The sequence below is a fragment of the Streptomyces olivochromogenes genome, from assembly GCF_001514115.1.
GTDB classification, from domain to species: Bacteria; Actinomycetota; Actinomycetes; order Streptomycetales; family Streptomycetaceae; genus Streptomyces; species Streptomyces olivochromogenes.
On sequence record NZ_KQ948452.1, the window covers coordinates 69,218 to 83,358 of the forward strand.

The window sequence follows — 14,141 nt, forward strand, 5'->3', positions numbered from 1 at the left end:
GCGGGCGCTCAGGCGTACGACGGGAGCCCGGTGGATGAAGAGGTGGGTGGAGGGGCGTATGGACAGGCGGCAGCACGGCGAGGGCGGGCGCTCACGGGCGGGATCACCGGCACGTACCGCGCCTCTGCCACGCCCGGTCTCCCCGGGTCCCCACCAGGTCCGGACCGGGTCGGACGCCACGCCCACGACGCCCGCCGAGATGGCGGCGATCCAGCGCACGGCCGGCAACCGGGCGGCGTCCGTGTCCGTGCAGAGGGTGGGGGAGTCGAGCACGAGCGCGGCTCCCGCCGCCGAGGAGTCCGGCCGGGAGGACCAGGGCGCGGCCGTGATCACGCGGCTGAGCCGGTCGATCGAGGGCCATGTCGTCGTGGCGAAGATGAAGGTGAACCCCCTGGCGCCGGGCACGTGGTGGCCGGAGCACTGGATGCCGGAGGGGCCCGCGCGCCTGAAGCGCACCCTGGAGCGACGGGTGATCAGCGGCGAGCTGTTCGGCGCCCAGGACCTGGAGGACATCAGGACGCTCTCCCAGGTGAACCCCCAGTGGCTCGCGAAGGTGGGAATCGGCACCTTCAAGGAGTCCGAGGACTACATCAAGGGCGACCACAAGGACTGGCTGCGGAACCTTCCGGGCAAGCGCATCCTCGCCGCGACCCTGGCCTTCCAGCGGAACGCGCCGGGCACGCGCGCGGCGGGCGCGCCCACCCCGATCGCCCCGGACTACACCCTCGGCCGTTTCATGACCACCAAGGCTCCCGGGGTCTCGGACGTGGAGAAGCAGCCTCTGCTGGCCGAGCGGGACGAGCAGATACGGCAGACCGCCGTCGACACCCTGCACCCGGCCGGACTCCCGTCCGAACGCCTCCACCCCGACGCGGACAAGGCCGAGACGGTGAAGCACGCGGCGAAGGACGCGAAGGCCCGTGACGTCTTCACCTCCGTCCTGCTCCTGCTCCAGCACGGGCTGAAGACCTACGACCCGGGGGCGGAGGTGGCGGCGCATGTCGACTACCGCGAGGGTGACGTCGTGCGGGCGCTCGCCCACGGCGGCCGGGTCAACATCCGCATCCCCGCCCTGCGCGCGGGCGAGTCGCCCCAGTCGTTGACGGACTTCCTGGGCGTCACGGACGGGGGCCGACGCGCGGGCTTCGTCGACAAGCGTGATTTCGCCACGCACCGCACCGCCATCGAGAAGAACAAGAAGGGGGGCGAGCCGGGCAAGTTCCAGGAACAGGGCGGCATCGGTGCGTCCGTCACGAACTATCTGACGCCGGCCGTGCCCCATGTCGGGCCCGAGCGTCCGCTGCTCATGGGCATGGACATCTCCGGCGGCGGGTTCGGCTCGCAGGACTGGAACGGCGACGTGGTCCTGCCCAACGGCTCGTACGGTCACATGCTGCTGATTCTCACCCCGCCCACCGCCGCCAAGGACGGGTCCCTGCTGGTCGGCATCGAGACGATCAAGCCCCATGCCGAGAGCCCGGTCGGCTATGTGCACAACGCCCGGTCCACCGAGGCCACGGCCAACCCCGAGTCGGTCCTGCACGGTCACAAGGGGGACAAGGTCGGCACCGGCGGACTGAAGCGCAACGAGCGCCTGGTGGAGCTGCGGGAGCTGGGGAAGGCCCAGGGAAGCGGGGACTGGCGCGCGTTCCTGGACCAGATCAAGCGGGAGTGGCTCGACGAGCTGGAGAAGAACAAGGACGACGTCGCCGAGCAGCGGAAGATGTACGAGCGGCTCGTCGGCCGGCGGCAGCACTTCTACGAGCAGACCGAGCAGACCGAGCAGAGCGAGCAGGCTGAGTAGACCGAGCAGACCGTGTGGGCCGATTCGTTCGATGTTCGGTGGGCATGGCGAAGGCGGCGGCCCCGGGGATCGGGGGGCCGCCGCCTTCGCGTATACGGGTGCCGTGTGGCGCCGGGGGTCACCGGTGGGCCACTCAGTACCAGTTGTGGGCCTGCCAGAAGTTCCAGGCGGCGGCCGGGCTGCCGTAGCGGGAGTTCATGTAGTCCAGCCCCCACTTGATCTGGGTGGCCGGGTTCGTCTTCCAGTCGGAACCGGCGGCCGACATCTTCGAACCGGGCAGGGCCTGGACCAGGCCGTAGGCGCCGGAGGAGGAGTTCGTGGCGCTGGGGTTCCAGCCGCTCTCGTGCTCGACGATCTTGCTGAAGGCACTGAACTGCGCGGCGTCCGGGATCATCTTGTGCGCGATCGCCTGGGCGGAGGAGGCCTGACCGGTGGCGGCCTGAGCGGGCGCCGCGGCGAGGACCATGCCGGTTGCGGCGGCAGCCACGGCGGCGGTGGTGAGGACCTTCTTCGGGGAAGCGGCGATGTTGCGGATGAAGGAGACGGACACGCGGAGAACCTCTCTTAGGAAACAGGGCGGTCGCGGTGCGCCCTGTTCCACACGACGTGTGGTGGAGGCGTACATCGGCGCCGCGACCCGGGAGGGTTCGTGGCGCCTGGCGACTGCTTCAGAGAAACAGGCTCAGGGGGGTGTCCGCAATGACCCCTTTTACTAGTGGTGGTCGCATCCGAGGGAAACGCCCCTTGTGTGACCTGGGTCTCAAACCCCAGGTCAGAGGGGTTGACGACGCGTCCATGTCAGGCCTTTGAGGCTACTAAGCCGCCTCGTATGTGACGTGGGTCCTATGGGGTGCTTCACCCCGCGAGTGGCGGAAGGTGTGCGGGCGGCTACGGGGCGCGTCCGAGTGGTGTGACCTGGGCCGCACGTCACCGGGGTTCGAAGGTGACCGGGGTCTCAAAGGCGGCCCGCCGCGTCGCCCGGCGCAGCGCCTTGAGGACGGGCGCGCCGAGCGCGAGGGTCAGGACGACGGTGACGACGGCCCGGCCCAGGTCCCAGCCGAGGGAGGTGGCCAGGCAGTAGGCGAGGAAACGGGCCAGGTTGGCGGTCACGTCGGCATGCGGGTCGAAGGCGACGTTCGAGGCCAGCGCGCCCATGAAGGGCCAGCCGGCCAGGTTCATGACCGTGCCGTACGCGAACGCGGCGCAGAACCCGTACGCCGCGAGCAGGACGAGTTCCCCGCGCCCGCGCAACCGGTCGGGGCCCGGCAACAGTCCGGCGCCCATCGTGAACCAGCCCATCGCGAGCATCTGGAACGGCAGCCACGGACCCACCCCGCCCGTGAGCAGCGCGGAGGAGAACATGGTCACGGACCCGAGCACGAACCCGAACCCCGGTCCGAGCACCCGGCCGCTCAGCACCATGAGGAAGAACATCGGCTCGATCCCGGCCGTCCCGGCGCCGATCGGCCGCAGCGCGGCGCCGGTCGCGGCCAGCACTCCGAGCATGGCCACCGCCTTCGGGCCGAGCCCGGACTCGGAGATCGTCGCCGTGACGACCGCGACGAGCAGCACCAGCAGCCCCGCGAACAGCCAGGGCGCGTCCTGCGCGTGCGCGGCGACCTGCGAGGTGGGATCGGCGAAGAGCGGCCAGCCGAACCCGGCGACCCCGACGGCGCTCACGAGACAGAGGGCGGCGAGGGAGCGGGGGCCGAGGCGGACGGCTCTGGTCCGGGGCCGTCCTTTTGTCGGCGTCATGCGAGGGCCTCCCTGACCTGGGTGACCGTGAGCCACGGCTGCGGCGCGAGCACCTTCGTGACCTGGGGGGCGAAGGACGGGGAGGCGACGACCACCTCGGCCGTGGGGCCGTCGGCGACGATCTCGCCGTCCGCGAGGACGACGACACGGTGCGCGAGCTCGGCGGCGAGTTCCACGTCGTGGGTGGCCAGGACGATCGCGTGACCCTCGGCGGCCAGGCCGCGCAGGACCGTGACCAGACGGGCCTTCGCCGCGTAGTCCAGACCGCGGGTCGGTTCGTCGAGGAGCAGGAGCGGGGGGCGGGCCGTCAGGACGACGGCCAGCGCGAGCGCCAGCCGCTGCCCCTCCGACAGGTCGCGGGGGTGGGCGTCGTCCCCGATGTCCGGCAGCAGCTCGGACACCAGGGCCCGGCAGGTACCGGGCTCGGCCGCCGCGTCCTCGTCGGCCGCCGCGCACTCGGCGGCGACCGTGTCGGCGTACAGCAGGTCGCGCGGTTCCTGCGGTACGAGACCCACCCGGCGTACGAGGTCCCGTGGTGCCGTCCGGTGCGGGACCGCGCCCCCGACCAGGACCGAACCGGCCGCCGGTGCGACCAGCCCGACCAGCGTGCCGAGCAGGGTGGACTTCCCGGCCCCGTTGCGGCCCATCAGCGCGATGATCTCGCCGGGGGCGGTGGTGAGGTCGACGCGCCGGAGCGCCTCGACGCGGCCGTGGCGGACGGCGAGGGCTTCGATCGAGGCCGGGGCCGTCGCCTGTGGAACCGTCGCCCGCCGGGCTGTCGGCCGCGGGGTCCTCGGTAGCAGGGTCCTCGGTTGCAGGGTCCTGGGCTCCGGGGTCCTGGGCTGCGGGGTCCTGGGCTCCGGGGTCCTCGGCTTGGGGACGAGTTCCGTCAGCCGCTCCCGCAGGGCCCCCGCCCTGCGCCGTGCGTCGCGCACCGTGAGGGGGAGCGGGGACCAGTCGGCCAGTCGGCCCAGGTCCACCACCGGCGGGTACACCGGGGAGACGGCCATGATCTCGGACGGGGTGCCGAGCGTCGGCGCGGCGCCCGGGGACGGGAGCAGGGCGACCTGGTCGGCGTACTGGATGACGCGTTCGAGGCGGTGTTCGGCCATGAGGACGGTCGTGCCGAGGTCGTGGACGAGGCGTTGCAGGACGGCGAGGACCTCCTCGGCGGCGGCCGGGTCCAGGGCCGAGGTGGGCTCGTCGAGGACCAGGACCCGTGGGTGGGGGGTCAGGACCGAGCCGATGGCGACGCGCTGCTGCTGGCCGCCGGAGAGCGTGGCGATCGGGCGGTCGCGCAGATCCGCCAGGCCCAGCAGGTCCAGGGTCTCCTCGACGCGTCGGCGCATCACGGCCGGAGCGAGGCCCAACGACTCCATGCCGTAGGCGAGTTCGTCCTCGACCGTGTCCGTCACGAAGTGGGACAGCGGGTCCTGGCCCACCGTGCCGACCACGTCCGCGAGTTCGCGCGGCTTGTGGGTGCGGGTGTCCCGCCCGGCGACCGTGACCCGGCCGCGCAGGGTGCCGCCCGTGAAGTGCGGCACGAGACCGGACACCGCGCCGAGCACGGTCGACTTGCCGACGCCCGAGGGCCCCACGAGCAGGACGAGTTCACCCTCCGGGACCTCGAAGTCCACGCCCTGGACGGTGGGTTCGACAGCTCCGTCGTACGTCACGGAGACATCCTCGAAGCGGATCATGAGGGGTCCTTGGGGGTGGAGGGTTCCCGCGAGTGGGGTGTCGGGGCCACGAAGGCGGGGAGCAGGCCGAGCAGGATCGCCGCCGCGGGCCACAGGGGCAGGGCAGGGGCGGTCAGCGGGACGACGCCGGGGCTCAGGGACGCGGCGTCGTACGCGGCGGAGACGATCAGTCCGGCGGCGACCGCGACTCCGGAGCCCGTCACCAGCCAGGCCCGTACGCCCCACACGTCCGGGCGGTAGCGCGTGCGGACCGAGCGGCGCCCGCCCAGCCACAGCCCGCCGAGCGCCGCGGCCACTCCGGCGAGCAGCACGGGCAGGCCGTAGGTGCCGCCCTCGGCGGTCAGCACTCCGTACGTGCCCGCGCAGACGCCGAGCAGACCGCCCAGCGTCAGAACGGTGGTCGTACGGCGGACGGCGGGCGCCACCTCGGCGGTGCGGCCGTAGCCGCGGGCGTCCATCGCCGCCGCGAGGGCGACCGAACGCTCCAACGCGCCCTCCAGGACCGGGAGTCCGACGTGCAGCAGACCGCGCAGCCCACGGTCGGGGCGGCCGCGCAGACGGCGGGCGGCGCGCAGCCGCTGGACGTCCGCGATCAGGTTCGGCGCGAAGGTGAGCGCGACGACCACCGCGACGCCCGCCTCGTACAGGGCGCCCGGGAGTGACTTCAGCAGCCGTGCCGGGTTCGCGAGGGCGTTGGCCGCGCCGACGCAGATGAGGAGCGTGGCCAGTTTCAGGCCGTCGTACAGCGCGAAGAGCAGGCCCTCGGCGGTGACCCGGCCACCGACTCGGATGCCCTGGGCCCAGTGGGGGAGGGGGAGTTCGGGGAGGGTGACGAGGAGGTGGGTGCCGGGGATGGGGGAGCCGAGGAAGACGGCGAACGCCAGCCGGATGCCGAGGACGGCGATGCCGAGTTTGACGAACGCGGTGTAGGAGCGGGCCCAGGGGGCGTCGGTCCGGCGGGCGGCCACCACGTAACCGGCCACGGCTATGAGGAGGGCGAGCAGGAGGGGGTTGGTGGTGCGGGAGGCGGCGGTTCCCAGGCCCAGGGCCCAGATCCACCAGGCTCCTGGGGGGAGGGCGTTGGAACGGTGTGCCTTCGGCGCGCGTGTCATCGTCGGTGGCCGTACTCAGGGCCGGCGGCGGCGGGTCTGCCAGACTGCCGCCCCGCCGAGTGCGGCGACCGCGACGACTCCCGCGAGCAGGCCGAGCGACGGGCCGTGCCGGGCCGGCTCGGACGTGGACGTGGACTTGGCTTTGGCGGTGGTGGGGCTCGGGGTGTGCGGGGTCGCGACCTGCTCGCCGCAGCCCGTCCCGGGGTAGCCCGCGATGGCGCACAGGAGGGCGTTGGTGTCGTAGCGGAGGGGTTTGGCGACCGTCGCGAGGGCCTCGGCCGTGGTCGCGTCGGCGGGGACGCGGGCGCAGACCGTCCGCGGTGCGGGCGGTGTCTCGCCGCCCGGGGCGTCCGCGGCCGTGCCGGAGTCGATGACGAGGGCCACCCGCTTGTGGCCCGCCCGGGCGGGCGTCTTCGCGCAGATGGACGCGAAGTCGGCGTGGCCGCGCGGCTTGGAGGCGTCCTGCGAGTCCGCGCTCACCGCGAAACGGAAGCCCTGTACGTCGCCGTCGGACGGGCGCGCGGTCGACGGGCCCTGCGTCGCGTACGTCCACTTCCCGCCGGTCAGGTCCCAGAACGACCAGTAGCGGTAGCCGACGGCCCGGGCCTGTCCCGCGCCGCCGAGTACGAGCAGGAGCAGGGACAGGACCAGCGCGCACGTCCGACGGCGGCTCACGGCTGCTGCTTCTTGTTGCGGGCGCTGATCAGGAAACCGATGCCGATGCCGCCGACGAGACCGACGCCGATGATCCACCAGACGCTGACGCCGCTGTCGTCCTTCTTCGCGGCTTCCTCGGCGGACGCGGACGCGGAGGCCGTGGGCTCGGCCGGGACGGACGCGGGCGCGGGGCCGGTGGCGTTGAGCTGCTTGACGAGGTCCTGGCCGCCGAAGTCGCGCGGGTCGAACGTCGCCGCGTCGGCGGCGAGGACGAGCTGCGCGTACGCGGCGGGTCCGGCCTGCGCGGCCCACTGCGCGGAGTGGGTCTCCAGCCAGCGCATCGCGTCGGCCGCCTTGTCGCCGTGCCCGGCGGTCGCGAGCGCGACGACCGCGTCCGCCGTGTTGCCGTAGTCGGGCTGGTTCTTGGCGCCGGGCATCACCGACGTGAGGTGCTTGTCCTTGGCGAGCGCCTTGACGAGGTACGCGGCACCGTTCTGGGCCGCCCGCTCGGGGCTGTCGGCGGCCTCGCAGGAGAGGGGGTCGGCCGCGGGCTTCAGGGGCTCACCGGCGAGGCCCTTGCCCAGGGCTCCGACCACGGCCGCCGCCGTCGCGTCCGCGTTGGCCGCGAGCTTGCCCTTCTTGTCCGGCTGGTAGGCGAACGCGCCCGCGTCGGCCCCGCCGCACGGCATCGACAGCTTCACGAGGGCGTCGTACGGCGACTTGCCGCCCTTGGAGACGTCCGCCGGCTTGGTGCCCACCGCCGCCAGCGCCCCGATCACCACGGACGTGGAGTTCGCGTCGCTCGCGCCGCCCGCCGTGTAGCCCCAGCCGCCGTCCTTGTTCTGCGCGGACTTCAGCCAGGCGACGGCCTTGCCCGTCTCTCCGTCGTGGCCGCCGAGCGCGGCGAGGGCCTGCACGGCCGCCGAGGTGCTGTTGGTGTCGACCATCGTCTTGGCGTCGCACTTCGCCGACGCGTCGGCGCGGTACGCCGCGAACGCCCCGCTCGCGCACTGCTGCCCGGCCAGCCAGTCGACGGCCTTCGCCGCGGGCTTCACACCGACGGTGTGCTGCGCGAGCAGCGCGAGGGACTGCCGCCAGACGCCGTCGTAGGTGGGGTCGGAGGTGCCGTAGAGGCCGGAGGGTATCGCCGGGGCGGGCGAAGGCGAGGCGCCCTCGGCCACGGCGGCCGGGGCCAGGGCCGTACCGATCACTACGGTGGCGGCCAGTACCGCGGCGCTGCGGCGAACAATCATGACTCTCCCTGCGGAAGCCGGGCAGCACCGGGCGCAGGCTTGGCCCCGAGCGGCTCCGGCCCCGTATCCCTCGACGGTGCCGGCCACCGACGGGCTGCCGGTGGCACGAGCCGGTCACGTCCCGCACGAGGCGATCCGGCTCGCCACCCTGCGGCTTCGCGCGGGCGGTTCACGGTTGCGGGTCAGCGCCGGAATTGCACCGGCTTCTCCGCGTACGGGTGTGATGACGACCTGCTTACTGTACCGGCCCGTAGGAATCGCCTGAGAAGTGACTGTGAGCGCCCCTCGCGGGCCTAGGCTGCGCTGTCGATGTGCTCTGTTCGAACACGTCGAAATTCGCCGGTCCCGGGGGGCCTGGAGTCCAGGGGGACGAACATGCGCGGCACTGTGGACGAGAGGGATCAGTGGCTTTCATGGACCGCCTCCTCGTGACCGACTCGGCGGAGAGCCTGCTGCTGCGCATGACGCCGGCCAGGTGATCCGGGCCCAGGACGCGGAGCGTCGCGAGGCGTGGCGCGATCTGTGGGACCAGCTGGCCGCTCACGTGGACTCGATCCCCGCGCACGAGTACGAGCGCCAGCGCCGCGTCGGGATCCTGCGCGGACACAGCGTGGACTCGACCCACCCGCCGACCCACCTGCGCCGGGCCTGCCTGCTCGCCAGGCCCGCCGTGGCCGCCGCGGTGGTCACGGACGACGAGCGCCAGCACACCCTCGACACCGAACTGTCCCCGTCCCGAGCCCGCCTCGCCCGCCAGGTACTCGCCCGGTAGGAGATACGTCCGTCACGGCACGGGTGCCGGAACCGTCGCCTCCGTGGGCTGGCACAGGACCAGGGCGAGATCGTCGGCGAGGGCGGTGCCGGTGTGGGCGAGCAGGCGGGCGTGCAGGGTTCGCAGGGCCTCGTCGGGGAGCACCTCGCGCAGGGCGAGCGCCGCCTCGCCGAGGAGCGGGAACGGGGCGCCCTCCGCGTCACGGGCCTCGGTGAGGCCGTCGGTGTAGAGGAGCAGCCGGTCGCCGGGCTGGAGCCGTACGCGGTACTGGCGAGGATCGGGACCGAGGCCCAACGGCGGTGTGGGGACGAGGGGTTCGAGGAGCTCGATGCGCCGGCCGGAGCGCAGCGGGGGCGGATGGCCGCAGTTGACGAGCCGCACCTCGCCCGGCGCGAACTCGGCGAGCACCGCGGTGACGAAGTCCTCGGGACCCAGTTCGGGGGTGATAAGGGCGTCGAGTTCGGCGGTGAGGGTCGTCAGGTCGGGTGCGGTGTAGGCGAGTTCACGGAAGGCCGTGAGGGTGTCGGCGGTCAGCCGGAGCCCCTCGACGCCGTGGCCGCGTACGTCGCCGACGAGGACCCGCAGGCCGTACGGCGTCACCGCGACGTCGTACAGGTCGCCGCCGACGGCCGACTCGTGGGAGGCGCTGTGGTACCGGGTACAGACCCGGGTGCCGTCGAAGGTACGGGAGATGGGCCGCAGGATCGCCGCCTGGGTGACCCGGGCCACCTCGCGGGCCCGCGCCAGCCGGTCGTGGAGACGGTCGCGCTGCCGGGCCGCGTACACGGTGAGCGCGCAGCCGACGAGGAGCCCGCCCCAGCGGATGCCGAAGCCGGTGCTCGGCACCGCGTCGTCGCCGATCCCCATGGCCAGGCCCAGGACCGCCGACCAGCAGCACACCAGCACGGTATGCCGGACGCCGAGCCGGGCGCAGGCCAGCAGCGGGCCGATGAGCAGCAGGGTGATGAGCGGCGGTACCCGGTCGAAGAGCAGATCCGGCACGGCGATCAGCAGACAGGTGACGAGCGGCGCGAGCAGCGCCCGCCGCTCCCGCTGTTCTCGATGTCCTTGCTCATCTCGGTCGTCTCGGTCGTCTTGGTCTTCTCGGCGATCTCGCTGCTCCTGCTCGTTCGTGCCCATCACCCGACGATCTCCGAACAAAGACCGCCGCACCCTCACCAACAGGGAGTTGATCGCATCTCGTCGAAAGGTGCCCGGAACTGTCGTGGTGCCGGCGCTCTTCTGTCCGAGTTGTCGGACAGCCGCCGGAGCCGGTGGTGATCCGTCCAGACTGGTCGTCGTGCCCGACAAGACGACCGAGCCGACGCATCCGACCGGCCCCGGCCCCGGCAATCTGCCGCCCGAGACGCACAGCTTCGTCGGACGGCGGGAGGAACTCCGCTGGCTGGAGACGGAGTTGGACCCCACGGTGGGCATACACCGGCTCCTGAGCGTCGTCGGAGTCGGCGGAGTCGGCAAGACGCGGCTCGCCCTGCGCGCCCTGGGCCGGGTCCAGGAGGCGTACCCCGACGGCGTCTGGCTGGTGGAACTCTCCCCCCTGCACACCGCGGGCCTGGTCGGCCTCGCCGTCGTGGAGGCGCTGCGGCTCACCGACCAGTCCACCGGCCCCGTCACCGAGGTGGTGGCCGAATGGGCCGACGGCAAACGGCTGTTGCTCGTGCTCGACTCCTGCGAACACGTCCTCGCGGACTGCGCCGCGCTCGTCGAGACCCTGCTGCCCGCCCTCCCCGGCCTGCGGGTCCTCGTCACCAGCCGCGAACCGCTCGGACTGCCCGGCGAACTCGTACTGCCCCTGGACCCGCTGCCGGTCACCGACGACGCGGTCACCCTGTTCGCCGACCGCGCCGCCCTCACCGGGTTCACCCTCGACGACACCGACCGCCCCACCGTGGAGGCCGTCTGCCGCCGCCTCGACGGCATCCCGCTCGCCCTCGAACTCGCCGCCGCCCGCCTGTCCGAACTGTCCCTGGCGCAGCTCCACGGCCGGCTCGGCGAACGCCTGCCGTCCCGGCTCGACCTGCTCAGCGCCCCGCGCGACGGCGCCGGACCGCCACGCCACCAGACACTGCGCACGGCGATCGGCTGGAGCCACGAACTGTGCGCACCGCTGGAGCGGCTGCTGTGGGCCCGGCTCTCGGTGTTCGCGGGCGGCTTCTGCGTGGGCGCCGCCGAGGAGGTCTGCGCGGGCGGCCCGCTGCCCGCCGGACGGATCGCCGCACTGCTCGCCCGGCTCGTCGAGCAGTCCATCGTGCAGCGCCACCGCACCGACCCGGCCCGCTTCCGACTCCTCGACACCGTCCGGGAGTTCGGCGCCGACTGGCTACGCGCCCTCGGCGAGGAACACGCCGTACGGCTGCGCCACCGCGACCACTTCCGGCGGCTGGTCCGCCAGGGATGGACCGAGTGGAACACCGGACGGCAGGTCGCCTGGTGCGAACTCACCCTCACCGAGCACGCCAACCTCCGTGCCGCGATGGACTGCGCGCTCGCCGAACCGGACAGCCGTTTCGTCCTGGAGATGGCGACCGACGTCGGTTTCCTGTGGCGGCACTGCGGCTATCTGCGCGACGCCCAGCACTGCCTGGATCTCGCGCTCGCCGCCCACCCGGGGCCCGGCCCCGACCGGACCCGCGCGCTGTGGGTACGCGGCGCGGTGGCGCTGCTCCAGGGCGATCTGGAGGCCGCGGCCAACTGGGCGGAGCGCTGCACGGACGCGGCGGACGCGCGGGCCGATCCGGCGACCGTGGTGGCCGCCGCGTGCCTCACGGGCAGCCAGTTGGCCCTGAGCGGGCGGCTGGCCGAGGCGATCGACGTGCTGTCCGCCATGCCTCGACTGCCCATCAGGGAGGACGGGTTCGGGGGCGCCCAGCTCCACGTCCGGGTGGTGCTCTCCTTCGCGTACCTGCTGAGGGGCGAGTACGGCCGGTCGCGCGCGGTGGCGGAAGAGGCGCGCGAGGCCAGCGCGGCGTGTGGGGAGTCGTGGGCGGCCGCCTTCGCCTACGTGATCGTGGCGCAGACGGACCTGGCCCGCGGTGACGTCCACGCGGCCGTCGGCAACGCCCGCACCGCGCTGGCCGGGCACGGCCTACTGCGCAACACCGTCGGCGCGGCCATGGCGCTGGACGTCCTGGCCGCCGCGGTCGTCGCGGCCGGCGACGGCCTGCGCGCCGCCCGCCTCCTCGGCATCGGCCAACGCGTCTGGGAACTCACCGGCCGGGCCCAGATGGACTCGCCCGACCTCCTCGCCACCCGCCGCTCCCACGAACTGCGCATCCGCGCGCAGGTCGGCAGCGCCGCGTACGAGAAGGCGTACGAGGAGGGGCGGGGGATGGCGTACGAGGAGGGGCTCGACTACGCGGCGGCGGGCGAGTGACGGGGGGTGGGGCCACCGAAGGGCAGGAACAGGGTGCGGGTGGCGAGGAGCCACGTGTCGTCGACCTTGCGGAACATGTCCTCGTAGTGCCCGATCTGCACCGGAGGTCCGGCCGGGACCATGCCGCCGGTGTGGCCGTCGACGCGGTAGGTCGTGAAGTACGAGGTGGCCCGCGCTTCGGTCGGTGAGACCACGGTGACCAGGACGTTCGTCATCATGCGGCGCGAGAGCCGGTCCGCGGGGCGCGCGCCGAAGTACGCGCGCAGGGCCCCACGCCCCTCGACGAGCCGATCGCCCTCCGGCCACCGCCAGACGCCGTCCTCGGTGAACAGCTCGGCAACGGAGGCGGGTTCACCGAGGTCGAGGCGGTGGACGAAGCCGAGGACGAGACGCTCGCAGGCGCGCTCGGCGAGAAGTCGGTCGAGGGCGGGCTGTTCGAGAGGGTCCATGAGCTGTTGCTATCAGCTCCGGGCCGACCGTCTCCAACGCATTACGGCGCCCCGCGAACCCACTGCAGCGCCCCTCGAACGCGTTACAACGCCACGTACGTCACCGGATCGCTCCCCGTCACCGCCTCCGCCCGGCCCAGTTTCACCAGGCGGCGCACATGGGCCTCGGCCTCCGACACCGCGATGTTGCGGGAGGTGAAGGGGATCTGGTCCCACGGGCGGTTCCACTCCATGCGCTCGGCGAGCTGCCAGGAGGTGAGCGGGGTCGACAGGAGGGCGAGCAGGCCGGTGAGCCGGTCCTCGTGGTGTGCGAGCAACTCCCGTACGCGGCCGGGCGCGTCGGTGAAGGCGTGCTGGTGGGCCGGGAGCACCTCGGCCGGGTTCAGCCGGCCGACGCGCTCCAGGGCGTCCAGATAGTCGCCGAGCGGATCGGCGACCGTGGCGTCGTCGGGATCCTCGTACAGGCCGATGTGCGGGGTGATCCTCGGGAGCAGGTGGTCGCCGGAGAAGAGGCGGCCGTTGCCGGGGAGGGCGGCCGGGTGGGTCTCCTCCAGGTGGAGGCAGACGTGGCCGGGCGTGTGACCCGGGGTCCAGATCGCGCGCAGGCGGCGGCCCGCCAGGTCGAGGAGCTCGCCGGGGACGATCTCACGGTCGGGGAGCGCGGGGGTGAAGGCGGGCAGGCCGGTGGAGAGCCGGGCCGTGCGGGCCGCGCGCAGCAGGGCCACGTGCTCCTCGGGGGCGCCGGAGGACGCCAGCTTGTCCGCCATGTAGGAGAACCAGCGGTCGGGCCGGTTCTCCCGGGTCCGCCGCACGATCGCGGTGTCCAGCGCGTGCATCGCGATCCACGCCCCGGACGCCTCCCGCACCTTGCCCGACAGACCGTGATGGTCGGGGTGGTGGTGGGTGATGACCACACCGTGCACCTCGGCGACGGAGACGCCGCAGGCGTTGAGCCCGGCGGCGAGGGCGTCCCAGGAGGCCGGGTCGTCCCAGCCGGTGTCGATCAGCACGGGGCCCAGGTCGGTGTCGACGAGATGGACCAGCGTCGTGCCGAGCGGGTTGTCCGGGATGGGGACCCTGATCGACCGTACGCCCCCGCCGTGATCGGTCACCTGCGTCATGGGTCCCCACCAATCGCCGTGTTCTCGCCACTATAACTAGAACCGATTCCATTGGGTGCTCGAACCAACCGTTCTGTCATGGGTCCGGCCCGTGGACTCCGCCGACCGGAGCTGGTATCAGTTC

General features: G+C 73.0%; 12 protein-coding genes. 3 read left to right on the top strand and 9 right to left on the bottom strand.

What is annotated here, in order from left to right; genetic code table 11:
- Window positions 1–58 precede the first annotated feature (58 nt).
- Window positions 59–1,804 (top strand): PE-PGRS family protein, encoded by a 1,746-nt coding sequence (locus tag AQJ27_RS51835; RefSeq protein WP_235613461.1) that lies wholly within the window; start codon window positions 59–61, stop codon window positions 1,802–1,804.
- 133 nt (window positions 1,805–1,937) lie between these two features.
- Here AQJ27_RS51835 and AQJ27_RS06310 read toward each other — a convergent pair whose 3' ends face one another.
- The 6 genes from AQJ27_RS06310 to AQJ27_RS06335 all read right to left on the bottom strand — a co-directional run bounded on the left by AQJ27_RS06310 (window position 1,938) and on the right by AQJ27_RS06335 (window position 8,281).
- Complete coding sequence (locus AQJ27_RS06310) at window positions 1,938–2,354, bottom strand: aggregation-promoting factor C-terminal-like domain-containing protein (protein WP_067363062.1); 417 nt, start codon at window positions 2,352–2,354, stop codon at window positions 1,938–1,940.
- A gap of 377 nt (window positions 2,355–2,731) precedes the next feature.
- Window positions 2,732–3,559: an ECF transporter S component gene (locus tag AQJ27_RS06315; RefSeq protein ID WP_067363065.1), complete on the bottom strand. Its 828-nt coding sequence runs from the start codon at window positions 3,557–3,559 to the stop codon at window positions 2,732–2,734.
- The gene (locus AQJ27_RS06320; protein WP_067363068.1) at window positions 3,556–5,259 is read right to left on the bottom strand and encodes an ABC transporter ATP-binding protein; all 1,704 of its coding nucleotides are present in this window, start codon (window positions 5,257–5,259) and stop codon (window positions 3,556–3,558) included. The genes AQJ27_RS06315 and AQJ27_RS06320 overlap by 4 nt, the downstream gene beginning before the upstream one ends.
- Window positions 5,256–6,371, bottom strand: coding sequence for a CbiQ family ECF transporter T component (locus AQJ27_RS06325; protein WP_067363071.1), 1,116 nt, complete (start codon window positions 6,369–6,371; stop codon window positions 5,256–5,258). Before AQJ27_RS06325 ends, AQJ27_RS06320 begins: the two co-directional genes overlap by 4 nt.
- 15 nt (window positions 6,372–6,386) lie before the next feature.
- Window positions 6,387–7,046 (bottom strand): SCO2322 family protein, encoded by a 660-nt coding sequence (locus tag AQJ27_RS06330; RefSeq protein ID WP_067363074.1) that lies wholly within the window; start codon window positions 7,044–7,046, stop codon window positions 6,387–6,389.
- Window positions 7,043–8,281 carry an SCO2321 family membrane protein gene (locus AQJ27_RS06335; protein WP_067363078.1) on the bottom strand — a complete coding sequence of 413 codons (1,239 nt, stop codon included), beginning with the start codon at window positions 8,279–8,281 and terminating at the stop codon, window positions 7,043–7,045. Before AQJ27_RS06335 ends, AQJ27_RS06330 begins: the two co-directional genes overlap by 4 nt.
- Window positions 8,282–8,756: 475 nt before the next feature.
- Between AQJ27_RS06335 and AQJ27_RS06340 the strand changes: the two genes are divergently transcribed.
- Window positions 8,757–9,053: a hypothetical protein gene (locus AQJ27_RS06340; RefSeq protein WP_067363081.1), complete on the top strand. Its 297-nt coding sequence runs from the start codon at window positions 8,757–8,759 to the stop codon at window positions 9,051–9,053.
- A 12-nt stretch (window positions 9,054–9,065) separates the two neighbouring features.
- Here AQJ27_RS06340 and AQJ27_RS06345 read toward each other — a convergent pair whose 3' ends face one another.
- The gene (locus tag AQJ27_RS06345; RefSeq protein WP_079064836.1) at window positions 9,066–10,193 is read right to left on the bottom strand and encodes a PP2C family protein-serine/threonine phosphatase; all 1,128 of its coding nucleotides are present in this window, start codon (window positions 10,191–10,193) and stop codon (window positions 9,066–9,068) included.
- 160 nt (window positions 10,194–10,353) lie between these two features.
- On the opposite strand from AQJ27_RS06345, the gene AQJ27_RS06350 reads away from it, so the two are divergent.
- Window positions 10,354–12,447, top strand: coding sequence for an ATP-binding protein (locus AQJ27_RS06350; RefSeq protein WP_067363084.1), 2,094 nt, complete (start codon window positions 10,354–10,356; stop codon window positions 12,445–12,447).
- Here AQJ27_RS06350 and AQJ27_RS06355 read toward each other — a convergent pair.
- Both AQJ27_RS06355 and AQJ27_RS06360 read right to left on the bottom strand, forming a co-directional pair.
- Window positions 12,426–12,896, bottom strand: coding sequence for a nuclear transport factor 2 family protein (locus AQJ27_RS06355; protein WP_067363087.1), 471 nt, complete (start codon window positions 12,894–12,896; stop codon window positions 12,426–12,428). The two genes, AQJ27_RS06350 and AQJ27_RS06355, sit on opposite strands and share 22 nt — an antisense overlap.
- An 83-nt stretch (window positions 12,897–12,979) precedes the next feature.
- A complete protein-coding gene (locus tag AQJ27_RS06360; protein WP_067363091.1) occupies window positions 12,980–14,017 on the bottom strand; it encodes a Strvi_7410 family MBL fold metallo-hydrolase in 1,038 nt (345 codons plus the stop codon).
- Window positions 14,018–14,141 lie beyond the last annotated feature (124 nt).